This is a genomic window from uncultured Tissierella sp. (genome assembly GCF_902479755.1).
In the GTDB taxonomy this organism is placed as follows: Bacteria; Bacillota; Clostridia; order Tissierellales; family Tissierellaceae; genus Tissierella; species Tissierella carlieri.
Genome location: NZ_CABSQO010000005.1, coordinates 56,295 through 81,182, shown reverse-complemented (window position 1 = coordinate 81,182; position 24,888 = coordinate 56,295). Strand labels below are relative to the sequence as shown.

Sequence of the window (24,888 nt, the reverse complement as noted above, 5' to 3'; positions counted from 1 at the left end):
ATTGTCTGAAGTAATGTCACAATCTGAAATTGATGCCCTTCTCAATGCACTTAGCTCCGGTGAGGTGGATGTTGAGGAAATTCAAGAAGTTGATAACTCTAAGAAAACGAGGAAGTATGATTTTAGGAATCCTCAAAAAATTTCTAAAGATCAATTAAGAACATTAGAAGTTATTCATGAAAATTTTGCAAGACATATGCAAACCTTCTTAACTGGTTATCTTAGAGCACCAGTTAAGATAAATATATTAACTGTAGATCAATTTGCATATAGTGAGTTTAGCAATGCTTTATCTAATCCAGCATTCTTAACTATTATAGATTTCAAACCTCTAGATGGGCAAATATTAATAGATATTTCTACTAATATTATTTATACAGTAATTGATAGACTCTTAGGAGGAGATGGCATTGGAAAGCAGGAAATGAGAAGTTTCACAGAAATTGAGCTATCTCTTTTAAGAACCATGATGCATAAGATAGTGGGTGATATCAAAGAAGCCTGGAGCAACGTCATAGAATTAAAGCCGATATTAGAGAAAATTGAAACTAATCCACAATTTGCCCAAATAGTTCCACCTAATGAAACTATTGCATTAGTAACTATGAGCATAGAAGTTGGATCTATAGAAGGAATGATGAACGTCTGTATTCCATATATATTATTGGAGCCTGTACTGGATAAATTGAATACAAAATTTTGGTTTACGACTTCTACAAAAGAACATTCTAAAGAAGAATTAAAGGCAATTAGAGATAGGATATTGCAAACTAGAATTCCAATGGTTGCAGAATTAGGATCTACCAAAATTGCAGTAAGAGATATATTAAACTTACTTCCTGGTGATGTTATTAAACTAGAAAATAATGAAGATAATAAAATTCCGATTAAAATTGGATCTAATGTGAAATTTAAGGGCGAAATAGGTGTAATTAATAGAAAAATGGCTATAAAGATAGTTGAAGTTCTAAAGGAAGGTGAAATGATAAATGGCAAGTGATATGTTATCTCAAGAAGAAATAGATGCTCTATTGAGAGGTGGAGCAGATGATGAGCATATGGTTGAATTTTATGAGGATGATCATGAAGAATTGTTATCAGATATAGAAATAGATGCTTTAGGGGAAATAGGAAATATTAGTATGGGGACAGCAGCAACAACTTTATCTACCTTATTAAACAGAAAGGTAAACATAACTACTCCTAAAGTAACTATAACGACTGCTGATGAACTAGCAGATGATTATAAATTACCTTTTGTAGCCATAGATGTTAGTTATAAAGCTGGTTTAGAGGGTTCAAATATTTTAATACTTAATACTGATGATACTAAAATAATTACAGATCTTATGATGGGCAAAGATAGTTTTGATACAGGAAGAGAATTAACAGAGCTTGATTTAAGTGCTGTTAGTGAAGCTATGAATCAAATGATGGGGTCTGCTTCAACTTCACTGTCTGAAATGTTTATGAGAAAAATAGATATAGAACCCCCTAAATCTATAGAAATAACTTTCGCTGAAGGAAAAAATACAATTGACTTATTAAATTCATCTTTACCTATTATTAAGATATCCTTTAAAATGGTCATAGGTGACTTAATTGATAGTAATATAATGCAGCTAATTCCAATCGAATTTGGGAAGTCTATGGTTGAAAAATTAATGGGGTCTTCTCACAATACTAACGAGTTGACAATGGAGGAACAAACCCCTGTTCAGTCAATGAATTATGCTGAAGATCATATTGAAGTTCCAACAAAATCAATAAATCAAGAATCCTATAATGTTTCTCAAACTCTAACAAGGGATGTTGCGAGAACTGAGAATATCAATTATAATAATGTTAGCAAGATTAATGAAGAAAAAGTTATAGTTAAAAAACCTGAATTCCAAAGTTTTGATACCTCTTTTAACTTATCTCATAATAATGAGTCTATTGATTTAGTAGGAGATATTCCTGTTGAAATAACAGTAGAATTAGGTAGGACACACAAGAAAATTAGCGAAATATTAGAATTTGGACAGGGAACTGTTGTAGAACTGGACAAGCTAGTTGGAGAATCTCTGAATATTTACGCTAATGGTAAGTATATTGCTAAGGGAGAAGTTGTAGTTATTGATGATAATTTTGGAGTTAGGGTAACAGAGATTGAAAATTCAAATAGAAAAATCATTTAATAGTCAAAACAGGAGGTTTTTTAAATGTCAAATGGAATTTTAGTAGTAGATGATGCATCTTTCATGAGAATGATGATAAAAGATATTTTATCAAAAAATGGTTTTACGATATTAGGAGAAGCTGAAAATGGAGTAAAGGCTATAGAAAAATATAAAGAGTTGAATCCAGACTTAGTTATAATGGATATTACTATGCCTGAAATGGATGGAATTCAAGCGGTAAAGGAGATTAAAAAAATAAATGGTAATGCAAAAATTGTAATGTGTTCGGCGATGGGTCAGCAAGCTATGGTAATAGAAGCAATACAAGCTGGGGCAAAAGACTTTATTGTTAAACCATTCCAAGCTGATAGGGTTGTAGAAGCTGTAAAAAAGGTTTTGAGCTAAAATATGAGCAAAATAAAAAGAATCAATTTGTTATTTATATTTATCTTCGTAACTTTATACGGGTTACCGGCTTATGCTGCGGGATATGAGGAAATTAGTCCAACTAAGATAATTTTTCAGTTGATCTTTTATATTGTGATATTTATATTAGTTATATTTCTTACTTTATACGGAACGAAACTTATTGCAAAAAATTTTAAAGGAATTACATCTAGTAAATATATCTCTTTATTAGATGTAATAAATATTCCAGGTGGTGTTAAAATTATCATAGCTAAAATTAATGATAAAATATATATTTTATCGGTAGCTGATAACAACACAAATGTTATTGATACAATTGAAGCGGATAATTTTCCCACTCATGAAGAAAATTTTGATAATTATTTAAGTAAATATCTACATGGAAACAATAATGATAATAAAATAAATAAGAAATTAGAAAACTTATTTGATAAGTTTAATATCAAAAAGGATAAGGAAGACAGAAATGATGAAAAAAAATATTAAAATAATTATTCTTTCTATTGTTTTAGTAATTGTATTTACAAACATTGCTTCCGCTGAGCCATCTATATCCTTATTTGGAAAAAGTGTTAGTTTAGAAGATAATAATAACCCGCAAAATTATGTATTTTCTCTTCAATTGCTTTTTCTTCTAACAATTCTTACTTTAGCACCATCTTTATTAATAATGATGACTGGTTTTACTAGAATACTTATTGTTTTATCCTTTATAAGGAACGCATTAGGTCTTCAGCAAACTCCTCCTAATCAGGTGATTATTGGATTAGCTTTGTTTTTAACATTTTTCATTATGACACCTATTGCTACAGAAATAAACAATGAAGCTATTCAACCATTTGTTAGAGAGGAAATCACTCAAGATGTAGCAATTGAAAGAGCTATGAAACCAGTTCGCGACTTTATGTTTAAACAGACGAGAGATAAGGATTTGGGACTATTTATGAGTATGAAGGGAACAGATAACGTAAGTAACTTAGATGAAATACCTACTCACGTAATAATTCCTGCTTTTATAATATCTGAATTAAAAACTGCATTTCAAATAGGTTTTATTATATACATTCCTTTTTTAGTTATAGATATGGTAGTTGCAAGTACCTTAATGGCAATGGGAATGATGATGTTACCGCCAGTAATAATATCCTTACCTTTTAAGATATTATTATTTATACTTGTTGATGGATGGAACTTGATTGTAAAATCATTAGTACTTGGATTTAAATAGGGGTGATATTATGAATAATGTAGATATGCTAAAACTTGCTCAAGATGCTATACGAACAGTACTTTTTGTCTCTGCCCCTATGCTGATAATTAGTTTAGTTGTTGGGCTGATTGTTAGTGTAATTCAGGCTGTTACGCAAATACAGGAGGCTACTCTTGCATTTGTACCTAAAATTGTTGCGGTATTCTTATCATTGCTTTTATTTGGCCCTTGGATAATAAAATTGGTAACTCAATTTACATCAGAGTTACTTACAAATATTAATATGTATATTTATTAAGGGTGACTACTATGGATGCAGTTATGGAATTAATTTTTAGTAAGTATCAATTATTTTTATTAGTTATGGTAAGAACATCAGGAATTTTTATTTTTTCACCTTTTTTTAGTTCTCAGAACATACCAAATATAATGAAAATAGGATTGTCTTTTTCAGTATCTTTATTAATAACATCAACTTTATCAATTCCTCCTGATTTTAGTAATGAGATATTGATATTACTTATATTAAAGGAGTTGATGGTAGGAGTAATTATTGGATTTATATCCTACGCTTTCTTTTCGGCTTTTTATGTAATGGGACAAATTGTTGATATGAAAATTGGATTTGGAATGGCCAATGTAATAGACCCCCTAAACAGGATACAAGTTCCATTAATGGGAAACTTTTATTATATTCTATCATTTCTTTTATTAATGAGCTTTAATGGTCATCATTTAATTATATCGGCTTTAGTAGATAGCTATAATTTCTTACCTATTGGTGGTTTTAAATATACAGGAGATACTATGAATCTCCTTATAAACTCTTTATCTAGATCTTTTGAAATTGGATTTAAGCTAAGTACGCCAATAGTAGCAATAATATTTCTTACTGACGTAGTTTTAGGCATTATATCAAAGACCATTCCTCAAATGAATGTTTTTGTTGTTGGAATGCCTCTAAAGGTACTAATTGGGTTATTAATTATTTTAATCAGCATGCCTATTTTTTTTACTGCCATAAATGGTATTTTTGATCTAATAGTTAATGATATATACAAATTTATTAAGACTTAATATAAGGTTGATATTATGATAATAAAAATTAATTTGCAACTATTCTCTGAAAAAACTGAAAAGCCTACCCCTAAGAAAAGAAGAGATGCTCGGGAAGAAGGACAAATACTCCAAAGTAAAGAAGTTAACACAGTTGTAATTCTCTTTAGCTGTTTTTTAGGGTTAAAGTTATTTGGGGGATTTATGAGTGAGCAATTAAAAAAATTTATGGTTGATATTTTTACTGAAATCAGTAATGTAGAAGTTTTTTTAAATCCCAATAACTTAATGATTAATTTTCTAAATATCTCAACGATTTTTATAATAATAAGCTCACCTATTCTAATAGTTGCTTTTTTATCTTCTTTGATTATCAACTATTTTCAAGTAGGTTTTTTATTTACTACTAAGACGTTAAAAATAAAATTTAATAGGCTAAATCCTGTTGAAGGTTTTAAAAAGATATTTTCAAAACGTGCTTTAGTAGAACTTGTAAAATCTATTTTGAAGGTTACTCTAGTTGGGTATATTGCTGTAAAATATGCAAATAGTCAAGTGACTAGAGTGATTAAATATTCTAGTATGGAACCTTTTGAGTCATTTATAAACTTTTCCAATTTGATGTATGGTTTTGTTATAAGAATTTTAGGAATTTTATTAGCCTTAGCAATTATGGATTATTTTTTTCAGTGGAGAGAACATGAAAAGAACCTTATGATGAGCAAACAGGAAATAAAAGAAGAATATAAACAAACTGAAGGAGATCCATTCATTAAAGGAAAAATAAAAGAAAAGCAAAGAAAAATAGCCATGAGTAGGATGATGCAAGATATACCAAAAGCAGATGTCATAATCACTAACCCTACTCATTATGCAGTTGCTATAAAATATGATAAAGATAAATTTGATGCTCCTTATATTATTGGGAAAGGAGTAGATATAATAGCTGAAAATATAAAAAAAGTAGCCAAGGAAAATATGATTCCAATAATAGAAAATAAGCCATTGGCTAGAGCTATATATGATTCAATTGAAATTGGTGATATTATCACAGAAGATTTATATGAAGCAGTTGCTGAAGTATTGGCATATGTTTATAGTTTAAAAGACGAATTCTAGGAGGATAGAAAATGAAGTTAGGAGATATATTGGTAGCTTTAGCTGTAATTGGAATAATACTTATAATAATAATACCCATAAATACAGGTGTCTTAGATTTTTTACTAAGTTTAAATATTTCTCTATCCTTATTAATTCTATTATTATCTATGTACGCCGAAGATGCTTTACAGATAACTATTTTTCCATCTTTATTATTACTTACTACATTATTTAGACTTGCCCTTAATATTTCAACTACAAGGGGTATTCTTTTAGAGGCAGATGCTGGTAAGGTTATAGAAGCTTTTGGAAACTTTGTAATTGGGGGAAATTATGTTGTTGGATTTATAATATTCTTCATTATTGTTATTATAAATTTCCTAGTAATCACTAAAGGTGCTGAGCGTGTTTCAGAAGTAGCTGCTAGATTTACTTTAGATGCAATGCCTGGTAAACAAATGGCTATAGATGCTGATTTAAACTCTGGTCTAATTACTGAAGAAGAGGCGAAGAAAAGAAGGAAAGATGTGCAAAAATATGCTGATTTTTACGGCGCTATGGATGGAGCCAGTAAGTTTGTAAAAGGAGATGCTATTGCAGGTATTATTATTACAATTATAAACATTGGTGCAGGCTTTCTTATTGGGATTATTGGAAAAGGTATGCCTTTGAGTCAAGCACTTCAGAGATATACATTATTAACAGTTGGAGATGGACTAGTAGGGCAAATTCCTGCATTACTTATTTCAACTGCCACAGGTTTAGTAGTTACTAGGGCAGCTTCTGAATCTAATCTTGGACAAGATTTAATTAAACAGTTATTCTCTAACAATCCAATTATTTTATATATAATTGGAGGAGTTATGATTATGCTTGGAGTATTTACTCCTTTACCAAACTTCGCCAATATCTTGTTGGGAATTATATTTATTATTGCTGGATTAAAAACAAAGAGTGCTGTTAAGGAAGAAATAAGTGAGCATATAGATGAAATTACAGAGGCAGATGAATTGAGGAAACCAGAAAATGTATTAAACTTATTGAAAGTTGATGATATTGAACTTGAATTTGGATATGGTCTTATACCATTAGCAGATATTGATCAAGGTGGAGACTTATTAGATAGGATTGTAATGATTAGACGCCAGATTGCTATGGAATTGGGATTAGTAGTTCCAATAGTTAGATTAAGGGATAATATTCAATTGAATCCAAATGAGTATATAATTAAGATAAAAGGAGTTAAAGTTTCAAAGGGAGAAGTTTATTTTGATCACTATTTAGCAATGGATCCAGGAATTGGAGAAGGTAATATAGAAGGTATAGACACTATAGAGCCTGCTTTTGGCTTACCTGCTAAATGGATTACAGAAAAGGAAAGAGAAAAGGCAGAGATATTTGGATATACTGTAGTCGATCCACCGTCTGTAATAGCTACTCATTTGACAGAAGTAATAAAAGAAAAGGCTTATGAACTAATTGGAAGACAAGATGTAAAAACTTTAATTGAAAATGTAAGGGAGGAATTTCCTGCTGTTGTTGAGGAAGTTGTACCTAAAGTGTTATCTCTTGGTGAAGTACAAAAAGTTTTATCTAATTTACTTAGAGAGCAAATTAGTATAAGAGATATGGTTACTATACTAGAAACATTGGCAGATTATGGAAACATTACTAGTGATACTGATTTACTTACGGAGTATGTTAGACAAAAAATGTCTGGGTATATTACTAATAAATATGTTGAAAATAACAATCTAAGTGTAGTGACATTGGATAATCAGGTAGAGGAACTTATTATGAACTCAATTAATAAAACGGAAACTGGTTCATATCTATCAATAGAACCTAATAAGGCACAGACAATTCTAAATAATACTTTTAAAACTATACAAAAACTTACTTCTATTGGTGAACAACCCATAGTGCTTACAGCACCAATTGTTAGACTGTATTTTAAGAAATTAACTGAGCAAATGACTCGAGACGTGGTAGTCATATCCTATAATGAACTAGAATCCTCTGTGGAAGTTCAATCAGTTGGGGTGGTAGGTATATAATGAAAATAAAGAAATATGTTGGTCAAACAGCCCATGAGGCTATGTTAAAATTAAAAATGGAATTAGGGCCTGATGCAGTTGTATTAAATACAAAAACTATTAGGCCTAAGGGCTTATTTAGATATTTTAAGAAACCTTTAGTTGAGATCACGGCTGCATTTGAAGATAAAGATTTATTAAATAAAAATACCATTAGCAAATATGAAAACAAACTAAATAGTATCAATGAAGAGCTAGTTGAGTTGAGAAATCTTGTAATGAATATTTCTGTAAATAAGAATGAAGATGAATTTTTTTCACCTATCTTAAAAAAGTTTTATAACACAATAGTAAATAATGGTGTAGATCCTGAGATTGCAATTAAATTATTTAAAAAAATGAATAGTAAAATAAACTTAGAAGAAAAAGATACAGATACTATCGAGAAAATAGTAAGATTTAATTTAGCTGAATGCTTAGGAAGTCCTGGACCTATTATAGTAAATGAGGAGCAAAAAGTTATTTTCTTTATTGGCCCAACAGGTGTAGGTAAAACAACTACTCTAGCTAAAATAGCTGCAAATTTTGTTTTAAAAAACAAATATGACATTGGTTTAATTACCTCAGATACATATAGGATTGCTGCAGTAGAGCAATTAAAAATTTATAGTGATATTTTGCAATTGCCATTAGAAATAGCTTATAATAAAGAAGAGATGATTAAGGGAATTGATCATTTTCAAAATAAAGATATTATTTTAGTAGATACTGCTGGAAGAAATCATAACGACTTAGGACAAGTAGAAGAATTAAAAGAGATACTGAATACGGTTAAAAAAAAGGAAGTATTTTTATTAGTTAGTGCAACTACTGACTATAAGGTATTGGAATCAGTAATAGATAAATATAATTTTTTAGATGAATACAAATTAATTATTACTAAAATTGATGAAGCCGAAAACTACGGGAATATTTTAAATATTAAACATATTGCGAATAAAGAGCTTTCATATTTTACGACAGGTCAGAATGTTCCAGATGACATTCAAATCATTGATGTTGAAAATATTGTTAAAAAACTCATTGAGGAGAATAACAATGATTGATCAGGCAGAAAAACTAAGAAAAATTATGCAATCAAGAGATATAAGAAATGAAAGAGAACCATTAACTGAAAATAAAGCGAAGGTTATTGCAATATCTAGTGGTAAAGGTGGGGTGGGTAAGACCAATTTCGCTATAAATTTTTCTATATCTCTTAGAAGACTAGGTTATGAAGTCGTAGTGATTGATGCTGACATTGGATTAAGTAATATTGAAATACTAGCTGGTCTCAATGTTAACAATACCATATCAGATATAATATTTTCAGATAAAGATATATTTGAAATAATGACTGATGGTCCAGAAGGGATTAAGATTATTTCGGGTGGCTCTGGATTGAAAGAGTTGAGATTACTTAAAGATGATAATTTTCCAAAGTTAATTCAAGAAATAGAAAAGTTACAAACGGCTACGGATTATATTATAATTGATACAGGAGCTGGAATTTCTAATTCTGTGACTGATTTTATTATGACTTCTAATGAGTTAATTGTTATTTGTACTCCAGATCCAACTTCACTTATGGACTCTTATACACTAATAAAATCAATAAATTATTCTGGATTTGCAGGCAAAATAAATGTTGTTTGTAATTTAGTTAATAATAGAAATGAGGGCAAGGAAATTTATGATAAATTAAGTAATGCAGCAAATAATTTTCTAAGAGTTCAAATTAATTATTTAGGGTATATAGAAAAAAATGACCTAGTTAATTTTGCCGTAAGAAATCAAATACCGTTTATAATTTCACATCCAAATAGTCCCATTTCTAAGAGAATAAATATAATGGCTATGGGGTTTTTAGGAAATGAATCTCTAAAAACTGAAAGCGATAAGACAAGCTTTGCCAAAAGAATATTAGATGTTTTTTTCAAGAGAGGTGATTAAGTGAGTTTCACATTTGATTCTTTAAATATAGGTGCGAAGATTGAAATTATAAAAATAAATGATAAAGAAGAAATCTCATATCCATCACAGGTTTTAGATATAATTAAACCTAAAGAATTAATAATTAGCGGTCCAATTAAGCAGAATAATTTAGTTTTTATACACAAGGATGAGCATATAAGAGTTTCATATAATGTTGAAAACAAAGGAAATTATTATTTTACTGCTAAGGTTTTATCTAGAAATTATTCTTCTATATATACTTTACACATAAAAAAAATATCTGAAATTAATAAAATTCAATTAAGAAACCATTATAGGCTTTTGACTACATTAAGTGTATATAAAGAACATTTAACAGTTGAAGGCGATAATGTTGAAACACTAATTGAAACATGTGATACTAAAGATATTTCAGGCGGTGGAATGAAACTTTATTGTAATTACGAACATAAAGTAAGAGATGAGATAATTTGTTCATTTAAAATAGGTGATCATTTAATAAAATCTAAAGCCTTAGTTGTAAGAACAGAAGAAATCAATAGTTTTAATTATAGATTTAGTATTGGGGTTTCATTTTTAGAGATGAGAGAAGAGGATAGAGAAGTGATCATCAAATATATTTTTGAAAAACAAAGAATCTTAAGATTAAAAGGGCTGATATAGATGATAAAAGTTTTAATAGTAGATGATTCTGCTTTAATTAGAAAAATATTAACAGACATACTTAGTTCAGATACTGAAATATCTGTTGTAGGTACTGCTAGAAATGGACAAGAGGCCTTAGATAAGATAGAAATCTTAAAACCCGATATAGTAACTTTAGATATTGAGATGCCTTTAATGGATGGCTTAACAACTTTAAGACATATTGTATCTAAGTATAAACTACCTGTTATAATGATTAGTTCTCTAACTTCTGAAGGGGCAGAGCTTACATTAAAAGCATTGGATGAAGGTGCAGTTGATTTTTTACCTAAGCCTACAAATATTTTTAGTTTAAGTCAAGCGGATATAAAAAGAGAAATTGTAGAAAAAGTCAAGGCTGGTGCAAAGTCAAAATTTTATATTAAGGAAACTGTTAAAAAAACAACTACAGTAAAAGTGGATAGGTTAAATATAACTTATGAAGGATTTCAAAATATTATAGCTGTCGGGACTTCAACAGGTGGTCCAAGAGCTTTACAATCTTTGATTTCAGAGTTACCTAGTGATATTAATGCTTCTATCCTTATAGTACAACATATGCCACCTAAATTTACGAAGTCTTTAGCTGATAGATTAAATTCCATTTCTAATATTAAAATTAAAGAAGCTGAAGATGGAGATGTATTATCAAGAGGATGTGGTTATATCGCACCAGGAGATTATCATATGACAGTGGTTAAAGAGTCTAATGACCTTGTAATAAGATTAAATCAAGAACCTCAGGTTATGGGGTTAAGACCAACTGTTGATAAGATGATGGAGTCAGTAGCTAAAATCAGTGGATACTCAAAAATAGGTGTTATTTTGACAGGTATGGGATCTGATGGAACAAACGGTATAATGAAAATGAGACAATCTGGTAGCTATACTATAGCCCAAGATGAAGCAACCTCAGTTGTATATGGTATGCCTAAGTCGGCTATCGCTACAAATTGTATAGATATAATATTGCCTCTAGACAAAATTGCAAATAAAATAATAAATAAAGTGGGGGTGTAGTCATGGATTTAGATATTAGTCAATATATAAATATATTTGTTGAAGAAGCAAAAGAACATTTACAAAATATGAATGATGTTTTATTAGAATTAGAAAAAAATCCTTCTCACTTGGGACATATAAATGAGATTTTTAGGGTAGCTCACACAATTAAAGGTATGTCTGGGACTATGGGATTTCATAATATGGCTAATTTAACTCATGAGATGGAAAATGTTTTGCAAGCTGCAAGAAATAATGATATAGAGCTTTCAGAAAATATAATTGATATTTTATTTGAATGCTTTGATGCGTTAGATTCTTCAGTAAGTCATATTATAGATTTCGGAACAGAAGAAGATGATAATAACCAGATAATAATAAATAAATTAACAAATTTATTAAATGAAGAAAAAAATGGAAAACATGAAAATATCCCTGTTGATGATTTAAAGATTGATAATTTTGTTTTAGAAGCCGTAAATAAAGCAAAAAAAGAAGGTTTGAATATATACAGAATAGATTTTGTTTTAAGTGAATCATGTATGTTAAAATCTGCAAGAGCTTTTATTATATTTAATACTTTAGAAACCTTTGGAGAAATTATTTATTCTAATCCGTCTGTTGAAGATATTGAAGATGAAAAATTTGATTTAAAGTTTTCTGTTCTTTTAGTAAGTGATAATGATAAATCAATTATATTAAGTGAATTAAATCAGATATCGGAAATAGAAAACATTACTTTAACAGATTCTGAGGATAATAATTCTAATAAGATAATTGAGCCAAAAGAATCAGAAATACCTACTGATTCAAATATTATAATGGATGAAGTTAATGTTAAAAGTGAGAAGACAACTCAAACTCACTCTGGTAAAGTTGGAAAGACTGTTAGAGTTGATATCGACCGATTAGATAATCTAATGAACCTAGTCAGTGAACTAATAATAATCAAGACTAGGATGGATGATTTAAGTGAAAAGACAACTGGCGAAAATATGACAGAAGCTATTGAATATTTAGAACGAATAACCACTAATTTACACGATGCGGTTATGAAAGTTAGAATGGTGCCGATAGAAAGAGTTTTTAATAGATTCCCAAGGTTAGTAAGAGATTTATCTAAAGAACTAGGAAAAGAAATAGATTTACAAATGAGTGGAGAAGAAACTGAAGTAGATAGAACAGTTATTGATGAAATTGGAGACCCTTTAATTCATATGATTAGAAATTCAATAGATCATGGGATTGAGCTACCAGCAGATAGAATTAAGATTGGGAAGCCTGAAGTGGGAACCGTTGTACTTAAGTCCTATCCAGATGGAAACAATGTAGTAATCGAGGTAGAAGACGATGGAAGAGGCATGGATCATAATTTAATTAAGAGAAAAGCAGTTGAAAAAGGAATATTAGATGAAAGAGAAGCTGAAAATTTATCAATAGAGGATAGTATTAATTTACTATTTGAACCTGGATTTAGTACAGCTGAGACCATTTCAGATGTTTCAGGAAGAGGAGTTGGACTTGATGTTGTTAAATCTAAAATCGAATCAATAAATGGAAATATAGAAATTGAGAGTGTAAAGGATAAGGGTACTAAGTTTATAATTAGAATTCCATTGACATTGGCTATAATTCAGGCATTACTAATAAAATTAAATGATGAAATATATGCGATTCCTTTGAGTTCTATTACGGAGATTATTAATATTTCTAATGATCAAATAAGAGATGTGCAAGGACAAGAGATTGTATTATATAGAGGCATGACTTTACCAATTATAAGATTAAAAGACATACTAGGTATAGATGATAATAGAGAGAGTGAAGATTTAGTAGTTGTCGTAGTAAAAAAGGGAGATAAACAGGCAGGTTTAATTGTAGATAACCTAATAGGTCAGCAAGAAATTGTTATTAAAGGATTAGGAAAATATTTAGGAGGAGTAAAATATTTATCTGGTGCTACAATCCTTGGTAATGGTAATATTTCATTAATTCTAGACATTAATTCACTAATATAAGGGGGAATCAACATGTCTGAGGTAATAGACAATAAATATGTAGTATTTAAACTAGACAAAGAATATTATGGAATTCCTATTAACAAAGTAATTTCTATAGAGAAAATGCAAGAAACAACAAGAATACCTAATGGTCCTATACATGTTAAAGGAGTTATTAATTTAAGGGGTGAGGTTATTTGTCTAATTGATTTAAGGCTAAAGCTTGATATGGAACCTAAAGAAATAGATAATAACTCTCGTATAATAATTGTTTCACATGATGAGATAATAGCAGGTTTAATTGTAGATTCATCATCTGAGGTAATAGAAATAGCTAAAGAAAACATTGATAATCCACCTACTTCTTCTGAAAATGAAAACTTATCTTATATACAAGGAATCGGTAAGGTTAAGGATAGATTGATAATATTACTTGAATTATCAAAAGTCCTTGAGTATTAGAGGTGTAATAATATGACAATCAATGTTGATAATTTAAATAATTTTATGATAGATGTACTTAAAGAATTAGGAAATATTGGGGCTGGGAATGCTGCTACTGCTCTAGCAAATATGATATCTAAGAAAATCGATATGAAGGTTCCTAATGTTCGTATAATGGAGTTTAGAGATGTAGCTGAGATATTAGGAGGAGAAGAAAACTTAGTAATTGGAATTTATTTTGAATTAATGGAAGATATCGTTGGTAATATGATGTTTGCCTTAGATATAAATTCTGCTATAAATTTGACTAATATGTTATATAATCGTGAAAAAGAAGATAAGGAACTTGATGAAATGGATATATCTGCATTATCTGAGGTAGGGAATATTATCGCTTCTTCATATGCAAATTCACTATCTTCACTTACTGGATTAAAAATGTATATATCTGTTCCATCAATTTCAATTGATATGGCAGGTGCTATCCTTAGTGTGCCAGCTATACAATATGGACATGTTTCAGATCATGCTTTGATGATAGAAACAATTTTCGAAGAAGAACAAAATCTTGTTGCTGGAAATTTATTTTTTCTTCCAGACTTATCTTCTTTCGATAAAATATTATTAGCGTTAGGGGTAAAATAGGATGAATGTTAAAACTATAAAAGTTGGAATGGCCGATCTCAACGCAACAAAATCACCTAACTTCTTAACTACTTTAGGCTTAGGATCTTGTGTAGGGATCACATTATATGATAAAGTCAATAAAATTGCTGGCTTAGCTCATATTATGTTACCTTCTAGTAAAGAAATAAAAAACAATGAGAATAAAGCAAAGTTTGCAGATACTGGAATTGAAGAGTTAGTAGAAGTCATGATAAAGATAGGTGGAGATAGAAATAATTTTGTAGCTAAAATAGCTGGAGGATCCCAAATGTTTAACTTTAATTCTAGCAATGATATTTTAAAAATTGGTGAAAGAAATGTAATTGCTACTAAAACAAAGCTTAAGGAGTTAAATATAAAAATTATTTCTGAAGACACTGGAGGAAATTTCGGTAGAACAATAATATTAAATGCTAATGATGGTTCATTACAAGTCAGGACTATTGGCCATGGAGAAAAAACAATATAATTTCCATGGGGGGAAATCAAATGAATATTGAGAACTTATGGATAAAATATACTGATACTAAAGATAAAGAATTAAAAAAAGAGTTAATAGAATATTATATAAGTTTAGTTAAAATTGTTGCAGGAAGAATGTATAATTTTTATGGAAGTAAAATTGAATATGATGATTTATTAGGATATGGTGTACTAGGGTTAATAGACAGTATTGATAAATTTGACATAACCAAAAATATTAAATTTGAAACTTATGCTCAAATAAGAATAAAAGGGGCTATAATTGATAATATTAGGAAATTAGATTGGATACCTAGGTCATTGCGAAAAAAATCTAAGGATGTACAAAACTCTATATCTTTTCTCGAAAATAAACTTGGAAGAAGCCCCAAAAATGAAGAAATTGCAAAACATTTAAAAATTTCACTAAATGAGTTAGAATTATTATTATCTGATATATCAACTTTTAATGTTTCTTCATTAGAAGAAGTCTTGTTAACAAAAGGGGATTATTCTTCTGAAATTCAACAGGATATAGGAACACCAGAAGATATTTATGAAGGAAAAGAAATAAAGGAGATTTTATCAACTTCAATTGATGCCTTAAATAAAAATGAAAGACTAGTAATTTCCTTATATTATTACGAAGAATTAACTTATAAAGAAATAGGACATGTTATGGAACTATCAGAATCCAGAATTTCACAAATACATAGCAAAGCTATTTTAAAAATTAAAATTTTTTTAGAAAAAGAAGGAATAGTTAAAGGATCATAGGGGGTGGAGTATGTATAATATCGGTAATGACATAGTGCTTGAAATTAGTAGAGATGGGTTATATGGCTATATTACTATATTAAAATATGAAGGTGAAGATCAAGATTATATTCAGATTGATAATAAGGATTTATTAAATGAAATAAAAAAACATATAAAATATGGCTTAAAAGAAAGTCTATTACAGAATCTTTTAGATAATAGAATCACTGGAGAGAAGTTTTGCATAGCTGAAGGGAAAGTACCAATACCAGGAAAGGATGGAAGTATCAAATATCATTTTGATATGGAAAAACCTTTATTACCTAAATTAAATGATGATGGGACAGTGGACTATAGAGAGCTAGATTCTATTAATACAGTTAATAAAGAAGATGTCTTAGCTGAGATTATACCTCCAACCGATGGAGAAGAAGGAAAAAAAGTTAATGGAGATACAATACCATATGCTAAAGGCAGGGTGCCAAAATTTAAATATGGAAAAAATGTTAAAGTATCGTTAGATGGTATATTTTTGATTTCAGAAAGTAACGGATTAGTTGAATTAAAGAATGGTAAGGTAAGTGTTTCTGAAGTACTGTCAGTGGAAAATATTGATAATAGTACAGGTAATATAAATTTTGATGGAAATGTAATTGTGAATAAAGACATTCTCAATGGTTTTACCTTAAGGGCAGGAGGTTCTGTTGAAGTAAAGGGTGCAGTAGAGGGAGGACTAATTGAGTCTAATGGAGATGTTTTAATACGACAAGGAATTCAAGGATACAATAGATTAACAATTAATACTACGGGAAACTTGTCTACTAAGTTTATTGAAAATTCTGTTGTCAATGCTGGATCCAATATAACAGCAGAAGCTATTATGCATAGTAATGTGTCTTCCAAGTCTAACATTCTTGTTCTTGGAAAAAAAGGATTAATTGTTGGTGGTGTTTGTAAAGCTAAGTATGAAATCAGAGCTAGAATCATTGGTTCTACAATGGCAACGACAACAGTCTTGGAAGTAGGTATTGATCCAGATGTCAAGCAAAGACATGATGAATTAGACGAAAAATTTAAAACATCTAAAGAGAATCTTGAAAAAATAGATCAGTCTTTAAAAGTATTGGAGGTATTAAAGAGATCAAATAAACTTGATGTAAGGAAAGAAGAGTTATACAATGAACTCAGCAAAGCCCAATTAACCCTAAGTTTAGAAATTAGTAAAGTAGAAAGAGAATTAATTGAAGTAAAAAATCAAATGAATACTTTATCTAGGGGACAGATAAAAGTTGCTGATACCATTTATCCAGGTGTTAAAATTATTATAGGAAATAGTTTTTTGTATATAAGAGATGAAATGAAAAGATGCACATTCTATAAAGAAGATGGAGATATAAGGATTGGACCATATTAAGAGGTGATAATATGTCTATTAAACCTATTGATTACAATGTTATGCTTCCAAAAACTCAAGAAGTATCAAGCGCAAAGTATATAGAAAATATTAAAAACAAAAATATTGTAGAAAGTGGATTTATTCAACAGGAAAAAATCATAAACAAAAACAAGAAAAAAGTCATGGATACAGATAAGAGTAACAAATCGAGAATTATTGATGATAATAGATCAAATAAACAAGGATATTCACGGAAAAAGGACAATAAAAAATCTGAAAAATCTACTAATAAGAAAATAAATACTAAAAATATAGGAAATAATATCGATATACGTATATAATAGAGGTGTAAGATGATAACTATCATTTTAAATATAATTGGATTAATTTTAATTATTTATTCAATTTATATTATAAGAAAGGATTTGACAAATCATAATACTGCAGTTAATGATTTAAATCAAATTGAAGAAAGGGTAAAGGAATATTATAATCTTACTGAGGAAATAATTGAAGAATTTGATGAAATGATTGATTCTAAATTAGAAATGATAAATAAAAAAAATGAGAAGATACATAATGAACAATTAAATTCTATCATTAATAGTGATAATAATCTTTTAAGTAATGACAGTTCAGATATGGTCAGCATAAATTCAAGCTCTATCCATAAAAATGTCGTTGAGTTAAAAAAAATTGGATTAACAAATGAAGAGATCGCAAAAAAATTGAATAAAGGTATTAGAGAGGTTGAAATTATACTAAAAATGTACGAGAATATAAAAAGCTTACATTGAATCATTAACACATGAAAGAAATGTTTCGTAAAATCTAATCAGGTCAAAGTTATATTATGATTATAAAAAATAGACAATTTTATGTAAAAATGATTGCTTTAAGAATTATGGTATGTTATACTACTATAGTGATTACACACATTCCTTGATATTTGAGGCAGTGCCTAATGGTTCCTCTAATATATGAAAGGGATGGAGGAAAAAAACTTGGAGGTGAATAGTATGTCAGTAATTACAATGAAAGGTTTATTAGAAGCAGGAGTTCATTTTGGACATCAGACTAGAAGATGGAATCCCAAAATGGCACAGTATATTTTTACTGAAAGAAATGGAATCTACATTATTGACTTACAAAAAACAGTTAAGAAGGTAGAAGAGGCTTATGATTTTATTAAGGAAGCTATTGCAGATGGAGGCGAAGTTTTATTTGTAGGTACAAAGAAACAAGCTCAAGAAGCTATTGAGAGCGAAGCCAAAAGATGTAATATGCATTTTGTAAATCAAAGATGGCTTGGTGGTATGTTAACAAACTATAAAACTATCAGAAATAGGGTTGACAGACTTCATGAATTAGCTAAAATGGAAGAAGAAGGTATTTTTGAACTTTTACCTAAAAAAGAAGTTATCAAATTAAGACATGAAGCAGAAAGACTAGAAAAATTCCTTGGTGGAATTAAAAATATGAATAGAATACCAGATGTTCTGTTTGTTGTAGATCCAAGAAAAGAAAGAATTGCAGTAAAAGAAGCTCAAATTCTTGGAATTCCTGTTGTTGCTATAGTGGATACTAACTGTGATCCAGACGAAGTTAATTATGTTATCCCTGGTAACGATGATGCTATAAGAGCTGTTAAACTACTAACAGAAACTATGGCTAATGCAGTTTTAGAAGGAAAGCAAGGGGAACAAATAGAAAATATAGAAGAGTAAATAAAAGGGTAAGGGTTTAAAAGGGGCGGTCCCTTCTACTCTTACCATTTTTAACAATATAGGAGGGATAGAATGAATATAAGTGCTTCAATAGTAAAAGATTTGAGAGAGAGAACAGGCGCTGGAATGATGGATTGTAAAAATGCTTTAGTAGAAACAAATGGAGATATAGAAAAAGCTATCGACCTATTAAGAGAAAAAGGATTATCAAAAGCTGCAAAAAAATCAGGAAGAATCGCAGCTGAAGGCCTAGTAGAGGCATATATCCATAGTGGTAGAATAGGTGTTTTAGTAGAAGTTAACTCTGAAACAGATTTCGTTGCTAAGACTGAGGAATTTAAACAATTTGTTAAGGATATAGCTATGCAAATTGCTGCTTCAAATCCTAAATATGTATCAAGAGAAGAAGTATCTGAAGAAGAAATAGCTAGAGAAAGAGAAGTACTTACCCAACAAGCGATTAATGAAGGTAAACCAGAGCATGTAGCTGCTAAAATAGTTGAGGGTAGATTAGAAAAATTCTTTGAGCAAATATGTCTACTAGACCAAAACTTCATAAAGGATCCAGATGTTAAGATTAGAGATTTACTAAATGAGAAAATCGCTAAAATAGGTGAGAACCTAAAGATTAGAAGATTTGCAAGATTTGAAGTAGGCGAAGGAATTGAAAAGAAAGAAGAAAACTTTGCTGATGAAGTTGCAAAGCAAATTAATATGTAATTAAATGGAGAACATATATTTGTTCTCCATTTAAATAACACTATACTTGACATTAGGAGTGAATTAGATGGACCCAATATTTAAGAGAGTCGTCTTAAAGATAAGTGGTGAAGCCCTCTCCGGTCCTAAGGGTGCTGGAATTGATATAGATATGATTAATCAAATATCTATGGAAGTCAAAGAATTACACAACTTGGGTGTACAAGTATCTATTGTAGTAGGTGGAGGAAATTTTTGGCGTGGAAGATCAACTAAAGAAATGGATAGAACCACATCTGACTATATAGGAATGCTTGGAACAGTAATGAATGCACTTGCATTACAAGACTCCCTAGAACAATTAGGTGTAGACACAAGAGTACAATCTGCAATAGAGATGAGGCAGATAGCTGAGCCTTACATAAGAAGAAAAGCTGTTAGGCATTTAGAAAAGGGGAGAGTAGTGATATTTGCTGCGGGAACAGGTAATCCCTATTTTTCAACTGATACTACGGCTGCTCTTAGGGCTGCTGAAATAGAAGCAGAGGTAATATTGCTAGCTAAAAAAGGTGTAGATGGAGTTTATGACTCAGATCCAAATGTGAATTGCAATGCAAAGAAGTTTGATACATTGAAATATATTGATATTTTAAACTTAGGGCTTGGTATAATGGATTCAACTGCAACTTCATTATGTATGGATAATAAGATTCCCCTAATTGTATTTGGCATTGATGAACCAAATAATATTATTAATGTTGTTTTAGGTAAAAAAATTGGAACACATGTAAAGGAGGATTAATTATGTATACTGGACTTTACAAAGAAGCAGAAGAAAAGATGAAAAAGACTATTTCGGTTTACAAAGAAGAGTTACAAAGCATTAGAGCAGGGAGAGCAAACCCGTCATTACTTGACAAAATCACAGTAGATTACTATGGACAGATAACACCTTTAAAACAAGTAGGAAGTGTTTCAGCTCCAGAACCAAGAATGTTAGTCATTCAACCTTGGGATGTAAAATTGATACCGGTAATCGAAAAAGAAATATTAAAATCTGATTTAGGTCTAAATCCATCAAATGATGGTAAAGTAATCAGATTGCTGATTCCTGCGCTAACTGAGGAAAGAAGAAAAGAATTAACAAAAGTAGTTAAGAAAAATGGAGAAAATGCTAAAGTTGCTATTAGAAATATAAGAAGAGACCTAAATGAACAATTAAAAAAGATGGAAAAAAACAAAGAAATTAGTGAAGATGACAAAAAATTAGCAGAAGCTGAAATCCAAAAAATAACTGATAAATTTATTGAAGAATTAGATGCAGTAACAAAGAAAAAAGAAGACGAATTAATGGAAATATAATAAGAAACCCCTTCTTCATAGGAAGGGGTTTTTAGTGATGAGGTGATATATGTGGCAGATATTAATCAAACAATAGAACAACTTAAATCTCAAATTGATATGATAAATCTTCCGAAACATGTTGCAATAATTATGGATGGAAATGGTAGATGGGCAAAAAAAAGATTTTTACCAAGAAATTTCGGTCATCAAGAAGGAATGGAAAGAGTAATTGAAATTGTTGGAGCTGCCTCTAATTTGGGGATAAAACATTTATCACTTTATGCTTTTTCAACAGAAAATTGGAAGAGGCCTCCGGAGGAAGTACAAGGCTTGATGAAAATTTTAGTCCAATATATAATGCGAGAATTAGATAAATTACATAAGAATAATGTCAAAGTACAAATTATGGGAGATATTGAAAAATTACCAAAGTATGCTAAAGATGAAGTAATAAAAACCATGAGAACTACATCCCAAAATACTGGAATGATATTAAATATTGGACTAAACTATGGTGGAAGAGATGAAATAATATTTGGAATTAAAAACATTTTAATTGATATAGAAATGGGTAAAATTAATATAGATGATTTAAATGAGACTAACTTTTCCAATTATCTTTATACAAAAGGGCAACCTGATCCTGATTTGCTTATTAGACCAAGTGGAGAACTTAGACTTAGTAATTTTATGTTATATCAAATAGCTTATACAGAATTTTGCTTTTATGATATACTATGGCCAGACTTTACAGAAAAACATTTATTATTATCCATTATTGATTATCAAAAAAGAAATAGAAGATTTGGAGGAATATAAGTGAAAGATTTAAGCAAGAGATTCTTTAGTGGCTTAGTTGGTTTAATCCTATTAATTTTCATTGTCTCAAAGGGAGGATATTTGTTATCTTTTGCTGTTTATATAGTTTCGATAATTGGTTTAAGAGAATTTTATAAGGCTATAGAGAAAGTTAATATTAAGCCTATTTATCTAATAGGATATTTAGGAGTAACTGGATTGTTTATAAATATTATGTTAGAAAATAAATATTTAGGACTTATTATTACTTTACTTATTATTACTTTACTTATCTTATTTATTACTAATAAAAATATATCTATAGAGGATATATCAATAACTCTTTTGGGAATAGCATATATTCCGTTTTTGCTTTTTCATATTATATATTTAGATAATAGTAAGTATATTTGGCTAGTTTTTATTATAGCATTTGGTACAGATACATTTGCATATATAGCAGGGAATTTATTTGGAAAAAGAAAATTATGCCCTAAAATCAGCCCTAAGAAAACAATAGAAGGATCTATAGGAGGTATATTAGGTAGTACTATTTTACTTATCATATATTCAATATACTTTAATTTAAATCCTATGTGGAAAATTATTCTACTTTCTATTGTTTGCTCAGTAATAGCTCAATTAGGAGATTTAGCGGCTTCAAAAATAAAGAGAATTTGTGGAATAAAGGATTATGGGTCTATAATGCCTGGACATGGTGGTGTATTAGATAGATTTGATAGTATAATTTTTACTGTCCCAGTAATATACTACTATATTAGTATCTTTTTAATTTAAAATATAGGTGGTGTTTAAATGTTAACAGCGGTATCAGCAATATTTGTTTTTTTGATGGTAATATTAGTACATGAATTTGGTCACTTTGCCGTAGCCAAAATTGTAGGAATTAAAGTTAATGAATTTTCTATAGGCATGGGGCCTAAATTATTTCAAAAGAAAAAAGGAGAAACTGAATATACTTTAAGAGCATTACCAATTGGTGGATATGTAAAAATGGAAGGTGAAGATGAAGTTTCTGACGATCCTAAAGGTTTCAATAAGGTTTCTGCATTGTCAAGAATAGCAGTTGTAGCAGCAGGAGCAATTATGAATTTCATCTTAGCAATTGTTATATTAGCCATTGTTTCTTACGGAATAGGTATGCCAATAAATATAGTAGATAAGGCATTGCCAGATTCACCTGCAGAGAAAAGTGGATTAATATCAAATGATGTTATAATTAGCATAAATGGTATAGAAACAAATAACTGGGAATCTATAGCTAACTCCATAAACAACTCTGACCCTAATAAAGAGATGGAAATACAAGTTGAAAGAGATGGTCAAGTAAAAAAACTTATGGTTAAACCTACAGTTGATGAAGAAGGAAGAACTATAATTGGTATAGCACCTAAATATGAAAAGTCTATATCCTTAGCTATAAAAGGTGGATTTGAAAAAACTTTAATGTTTCTAGGATTAATGTTTGATTTCGTAGGAATGATATTCAAAGGTAAAGTTGGAATTAAGCATTTATCAGGTCCCGTTGGTGTAATTCATGAAGTAGGAGCAGCTGCAAAACTTGGAGTATATAATCTACTCTATATCTTAGGTTTTATTAGCATTAACTTAGGCTTCTTCAATTTACTTCCTATACCAGCATTAGATGGAAGTAGGATAGTATTTTTGTTAATAGAATTGGTCAGAGGAAAACCAATAGCTCCAGAAAAAGAGGGATTCATACATTTTGTTGGCTTTGTTCTATTGATATCACTAATGTTATTAGTAACTTATAGAGATATACTCAAATTTAATATTTTTTAGTAGGTGATAAAATTGATTAGAAAAAAAACTAAGGTAATCAAAGTTGGTAATGTACTAATTGGTGGAGACAACCCTATTTCAATTCAATCTATGACTAATACATTGACAAAAGATATTGTTTCTACTATTAGTCAAATAAAAAAATTAGAGGATGCAGGTTGCGACATTATTAGATCTGCTATTACGGATTTGGAAGATGCAAAGGCTATAAAAGAGATAAAAAGACAAATTAATATTCCAATAATTGCTGATATTCAGTATGACTATAGATTAGCCTTAGAATCTATTAAGTATGGAACTGATGGACTAAGGTTAAACCCAGGAAATATAGGTTCTTTAGACAAAGTCAAAGAAGTTGTAAAAGCCTGTAAAGAAAATAATATCTCTATTAGGGTTGGAGTAAATGCTGGTTCTCTAAAGAAGGAGTTTTTAGAAAAGTATAATGGTGTAAATGAGGATTCTATGGTTTATAGCGCTTTAGAACAAATCAGATTATTAGAAGATATGGATTTCTATGATATAAAAATTTCTTTAAAAGCAAGTAACGTACCTCTTACTATTAAAGCATATGAAAAGATGTCTAATATGGTAGATTATCCGTTACATTTAGGAATAACTGAAGCTGGACCAATTTGGAGGGGAACTGTTAAATCCTCTGTTGGAATAGGTGCTTTGTTGTCAATGGGTATAGGAGATACAGTAAGAATATCTTTGACAGGTGACCCTGTAGAAGAAGTAAAAGTAGGTAGAGAAATTCTTAAATCCCTTAACCTACTGAATGAAGGCTTAGAAATAATATCATGTCCTACTTGTGGAAGAACAAATATTGATTTAATTAATATAGTAGAAGAGGCTGAAAAAAGGCTTGAAGGAATTAATAAACATATAAAAGTTGCTATAATGGGATGTGCAGTAAATGGTCCTGGAGAAGCTAGGGAAGCAGATATAGGAATAGCTGGAGGAAAAGGTGAAGGACTTATTTTTAGAAAAGGTGAAATAATAAAAAAGGTGAGAGAAGAAAATTTACTTGATGAATTATTAAAAGAAATAGAAAAGTTATAATATATTCATATCCCAGGAGGAGAAGGGGGATA

General features: G+C 29.7%; 29 protein-coding genes. All 29 read left to right on the top strand.

The genetic code is table 11. From position 1 onward, the window contains the following. Position 1 precedes the first annotated feature (1 nt). A complete protein-coding gene (fliM, locus tag RDK80_RS04310) occupies positions 2-1,000 on the top strand; it encodes a flagellar motor switch protein FliM (RefSeq protein ID WP_256310236.1) in 999 nt (332 codons plus the stop codon). Next, on the top strand, positions 990-2,180 hold the full coding sequence (gene fliY, locus RDK80_RS04305; protein WP_308523580.1) for a flagellar motor switch phosphatase FliY: 1,191 nt from the start codon (positions 990-992) through the stop codon (positions 2,178-2,180). Before fliM ends, fliY begins: the two co-directional genes overlap by 11 nt. A gap of 24 nt (positions 2,181-2,204) precedes the next feature. Next, complete coding sequence (locus RDK80_RS04300) at positions 2,205-2,567, top strand: response regulator (RefSeq protein WP_094900090.1); 363 nt, start codon at positions 2,205-2,207, stop codon at positions 2,565-2,567. A 3-nt stretch (positions 2,568-2,570) separates the two neighbouring features. Next, entirely contained in the window at positions 2,571-3,077 is a 507-nt protein-coding gene (locus RDK80_RS04295) for a flagellar biosynthetic protein FliO (protein ID WP_308523579.1), read from the top strand. Then, positions 3,061-3,819: a flagellar type III secretion system pore protein FliP gene (gene fliP, locus RDK80_RS04290; protein WP_094900162.1), complete on the top strand. Its 759-nt coding sequence runs from the start codon at positions 3,061-3,063 to the stop codon at positions 3,817-3,819. Before RDK80_RS04295 ends, fliP begins: the two co-directional genes overlap by 17 nt. A 10-nt stretch (positions 3,820-3,829) precedes the next feature. After that, positions 3,830-4,099, top strand: a complete 270-nt coding sequence (fliQ, locus tag RDK80_RS04285) for a flagellar biosynthesis protein FliQ (RefSeq protein WP_094900092.1) — start codon at positions 3,830-3,832, stop codon at positions 4,097-4,099. A gap of 11 nt (positions 4,100-4,110) precedes the next feature. Beyond that, a complete protein-coding gene (gene fliR / locus RDK80_RS04280; protein WP_094900093.1) occupies positions 4,111-4,878 on the top strand; it encodes a flagellar biosynthetic protein FliR in 768 nt (255 codons plus the stop codon). 15 nt (positions 4,879-4,893) lie between these two features. After that, positions 4,894-5,976: a flagellar biosynthesis protein FlhB gene (gene flhB, locus RDK80_RS04275; RefSeq protein ID WP_308523578.1), complete on the top strand. Its 1,083-nt coding sequence runs from the start codon at positions 4,894-4,896 to the stop codon at positions 5,974-5,976. An 11-nt stretch (positions 5,977-5,987) separates the two neighbouring features. Beyond that, a complete protein-coding gene (flhA, locus tag RDK80_RS04270; protein ID WP_308523577.1) occupies positions 5,988-8,015 on the top strand; it encodes a flagellar biosynthesis protein FlhA in 2,028 nt (675 codons plus the stop codon). Then, positions 8,015-9,100: a flagellar biosynthesis protein FlhF gene (locus tag RDK80_RS04265; RefSeq protein ID WP_308523576.1), complete on the top strand. Its 1,086-nt coding sequence runs from the start codon at positions 8,015-8,017 to the stop codon at positions 9,098-9,100. The genes flhA and RDK80_RS04265 overlap by 1 nt, the downstream gene beginning before the upstream one ends. After that, positions 9,093-9,986: a MinD/ParA family protein gene (locus RDK80_RS04260; RefSeq protein WP_094900097.1), complete on the top strand. Its 894-nt coding sequence runs from the start codon at positions 9,093-9,095 to the stop codon at positions 9,984-9,986. The genes RDK80_RS04265 and RDK80_RS04260 overlap by 8 nt, the downstream gene beginning before the upstream one ends. Continuing rightward, entirely contained in the window at positions 9,987-10,652 is a 666-nt protein-coding gene (locus RDK80_RS04255; protein WP_094900098.1) for a flagellar brake protein, read from the top strand. It abuts the gene before it with no gap. Beyond that, the gene (locus tag RDK80_RS04250; RefSeq protein WP_094900099.1) at positions 10,653-11,693 is read left to right on the top strand and encodes a chemotaxis response regulator protein-glutamate methylesterase; all 1,041 of its coding nucleotides are present in this window, start codon (positions 10,653-10,655) and stop codon (positions 11,691-11,693) included. 2 nt (positions 11,694-11,695) lie between these two features. Beyond that, entirely contained in the window at positions 11,696-13,693 is a 1,998-nt protein-coding gene (locus RDK80_RS04245; protein WP_094900100.1) for a chemotaxis protein CheA, read from the top strand. A 12-nt stretch (positions 13,694-13,705) separates the two neighbouring features. Then, entirely contained in the window at positions 13,706-14,137 is a 432-nt protein-coding gene (locus RDK80_RS04240; RefSeq protein WP_094900101.1) for a chemotaxis protein CheW, read from the top strand. A 12-nt stretch (positions 14,138-14,149) separates the two neighbouring features. Next, positions 14,150-14,764 carry a chemotaxis protein CheC gene (locus tag RDK80_RS04235; RefSeq protein ID WP_216562519.1) on the top strand — a complete coding sequence of 205 codons (615 nt, stop codon included), beginning with the start codon at positions 14,150-14,152 and terminating at the stop codon, positions 14,762-14,764. Between the two features lies 1 nt (position 14,765). Further along, entirely contained in the window at positions 14,766-15,254 is a 489-nt protein-coding gene (locus tag RDK80_RS04230) for a chemotaxis protein CheD (protein ID WP_308523575.1), read from the top strand. A gap of 20 nt (positions 15,255-15,274) precedes the next feature. Continuing rightward, positions 15,275-16,024, top strand: coding sequence for a FliA/WhiG family RNA polymerase sigma factor (locus RDK80_RS04225; RefSeq protein ID WP_308523574.1), 750 nt, complete (start codon positions 15,275-15,277; stop codon positions 16,022-16,024). Positions 16,025-16,034: 10 nt separating this feature from the next. Then, positions 16,035-17,420, top strand: coding sequence for a DUF342 domain-containing protein (locus RDK80_RS04220; RefSeq protein ID WP_094900104.1), 1,386 nt, complete (start codon positions 16,035-16,037; stop codon positions 17,418-17,420). A gap of 11 nt (positions 17,421-17,431) precedes the next feature. Further along, entirely contained in the window at positions 17,432-17,743 is a 312-nt protein-coding gene (locus RDK80_RS04215; protein ID WP_308523573.1) for a hypothetical protein, read from the top strand. A 12-nt stretch (positions 17,744-17,755) separates the two neighbouring features. Continuing rightward, positions 17,756-18,199, top strand: a complete 444-nt coding sequence (locus tag RDK80_RS04210) for a DUF6115 domain-containing protein (RefSeq protein ID WP_308523572.1) — start codon at positions 17,756-17,758, stop codon at positions 18,197-18,199. 222 nt (positions 18,200-18,421) lie between these two features. Further along, the gene (gene rpsB / locus RDK80_RS04205; RefSeq protein ID WP_094900107.1) at positions 18,422-19,129 is read left to right on the top strand and encodes a 30S ribosomal protein S2; all 708 of its coding nucleotides are present in this window, start codon (positions 18,422-18,424) and stop codon (positions 19,127-19,129) included. A gap of 72 nt (positions 19,130-19,201) precedes the next feature. Further along, positions 19,202-19,849: a translation elongation factor Ts gene (gene tsf, locus RDK80_RS04200; protein ID WP_094900108.1), complete on the top strand. Its 648-nt coding sequence runs from the start codon at positions 19,202-19,204 to the stop codon at positions 19,847-19,849. Between the two features lie 67 nt (positions 19,850-19,916). Beyond that, entirely contained in the window at positions 19,917-20,630 is a 714-nt protein-coding gene (gene pyrH / locus RDK80_RS04195) for a UMP kinase (RefSeq protein ID WP_308523571.1), read from the top strand. A 2-nt stretch (positions 20,631-20,632) separates the two neighbouring features. Then, positions 20,633-21,190 carry a ribosome recycling factor gene (gene frr, locus RDK80_RS04190; RefSeq protein WP_094900110.1) on the top strand — a complete coding sequence of 186 codons (558 nt, stop codon included), beginning with the start codon at positions 20,633-20,635 and terminating at the stop codon, positions 21,188-21,190. 51 nt (positions 21,191-21,241) lie between these two features. After that, entirely contained in the window at positions 21,242-21,991 is a 750-nt protein-coding gene (locus RDK80_RS04185; RefSeq protein WP_308523570.1) for an isoprenyl transferase, read from the top strand. Then, the gene (locus tag RDK80_RS04180; protein WP_094900111.1) at positions 21,992-22,768 is read left to right on the top strand and encodes a phosphatidate cytidylyltransferase; all 777 of its coding nucleotides are present in this window, start codon (positions 21,992-21,994) and stop codon (positions 22,766-22,768) included. Between the two features lie 18 nt (positions 22,769-22,786). Continuing rightward, the gene (gene rseP / locus RDK80_RS04175) at positions 22,787-23,794 is read left to right on the top strand and encodes an RIP metalloprotease RseP (protein WP_308523569.1); all 1,008 of its coding nucleotides are present in this window, start codon (positions 22,787-22,789) and stop codon (positions 23,792-23,794) included. 12 nt (positions 23,795-23,806) lie between these two features. After that, complete coding sequence (gene ispG, locus RDK80_RS04170) at positions 23,807-24,856, top strand: flavodoxin-dependent (E)-4-hydroxy-3-methylbut-2-enyl-diphosphate synthase (protein ID WP_094900113.1); 1,050 nt, start codon at positions 23,807-23,809, stop codon at positions 24,854-24,856. Positions 24,857-24,888: the final 32 nt, after the last annotated feature.

Bases quoted from the DNA above. Each gene is read 5' to 3' on its own strand.
- tsf (WP_094900108.1), top strand. From the start codon at position 19,202: ATGAATATAAGTGCTTCAATAGTAAAAGATTTGAGAGAGAGAACAGGC.
- RDK80_RS04210 (WP_308523572.1), top strand. From the start codon at position 17,756: ATGATAACTATCATTTTAAATATAATTGGATTAATTTTAATTATTTAT.
- pyrH (WP_308523571.1), top strand. From the start codon at position 19,917: ATGGACCCAATATTTAAGAGAGTCGTCTTAAAGATAAGTGGTGAAGCC.
- fliR (WP_094900093.1), top strand. From the start codon at position 4,111: ATGGATGCAGTTATGGAATTAATTTTTAGTAAGTATCAATTATTTTTA.
- RDK80_RS04260 (WP_094900097.1), top strand. From the start codon at position 9,093: ATGATTGATCAGGCAGAAAAACTAAGAAAAATTATGCAATCAAGAGAT.
- RDK80_RS04250 (WP_094900099.1), top strand. From the start codon at position 10,653: ATGATAAAAGTTTTAATAGTAGATGATTCTGCTTTAATTAGAAAAATA.
- RDK80_RS04300 (WP_094900090.1), top strand. From the start codon at position 2,205: ATGTCAAATGGAATTTTAGTAGTAGATGATGCATCTTTCATGAGAATG.
- RDK80_RS04215 (WP_308523573.1), top strand. From the start codon at position 17,432: ATGTCTATTAAACCTATTGATTACAATGTTATGCTTCCAAAAACTCAA.
- RDK80_RS04295 (WP_308523579.1), top strand. From the start codon at position 2,571: ATGAGCAAAATAAAAAGAATCAATTTGTTATTTATATTTATCTTCGTA.
- RDK80_RS04225 (WP_308523574.1), top strand. From the start codon at position 15,275: ATGAATATTGAGAACTTATGGATAAAATATACTGATACTAAAGATAAA.
- fliQ (WP_094900092.1), top strand. From the start codon at position 3,830: ATGAATAATGTAGATATGCTAAAACTTGCTCAAGATGCTATACGAACA.
- RDK80_RS04265 (WP_308523576.1), top strand. From the start codon at position 8,015: ATGAAAATAAAGAAATATGTTGGTCAAACAGCCCATGAGGCTATGTTA.
- fliY (WP_308523580.1), top strand. From the start codon at position 990: ATGGCAAGTGATATGTTATCTCAAGAAGAAATAGATGCTCTATTGAGA.
- rpsB (WP_094900107.1), top strand. From the start codon at position 18,422: ATGTCAGTAATTACAATGAAAGGTTTATTAGAAGCAGGAGTTCATTTT.
- fliP (WP_094900162.1), top strand. From the start codon at position 3,061: ATGAAAAAAAATATTAAAATAATTATTCTTTCTATTGTTTTAGTAATT.
- RDK80_RS04230 (WP_308523575.1), top strand. From the start codon at position 14,766: ATGAATGTTAAAACTATAAAAGTTGGAATGGCCGATCTCAACGCAACA.
- RDK80_RS04245 (WP_094900100.1), top strand. From the start codon at position 11,696: ATGGATTTAGATATTAGTCAATATATAAATATATTTGTTGAAGAAGCA.
- frr (WP_094900110.1), top strand. From the start codon at position 20,633: ATGTATACTGGACTTTACAAAGAAGCAGAAGAAAAGATGAAAAAGACT.
- rseP (WP_308523569.1), top strand. From the start codon at position 22,787: ATGTTAACAGCGGTATCAGCAATATTTGTTTTTTTGATGGTAATATTA.
- RDK80_RS04220 (WP_094900104.1), top strand. From the start codon at position 16,035: ATGTATAATATCGGTAATGACATAGTGCTTGAAATTAGTAGAGATGGG.
- RDK80_RS04235 (WP_216562519.1), top strand. From the start codon at position 14,150: ATGACAATCAATGTTGATAATTTAAATAATTTTATGATAGATGTACTT.
- flhA (WP_308523577.1), top strand. From the start codon at position 5,988: ATGAAGTTAGGAGATATATTGGTAGCTTTAGCTGTAATTGGAATAATA.
- flhB (WP_308523578.1), top strand. From the start codon at position 4,894: ATGATAATAAAAATTAATTTGCAACTATTCTCTGAAAAAACTGAAAAG.
- RDK80_RS04240 (WP_094900101.1), top strand. From the start codon at position 13,706: ATGTCTGAGGTAATAGACAATAAATATGTAGTATTTAAACTAGACAAA.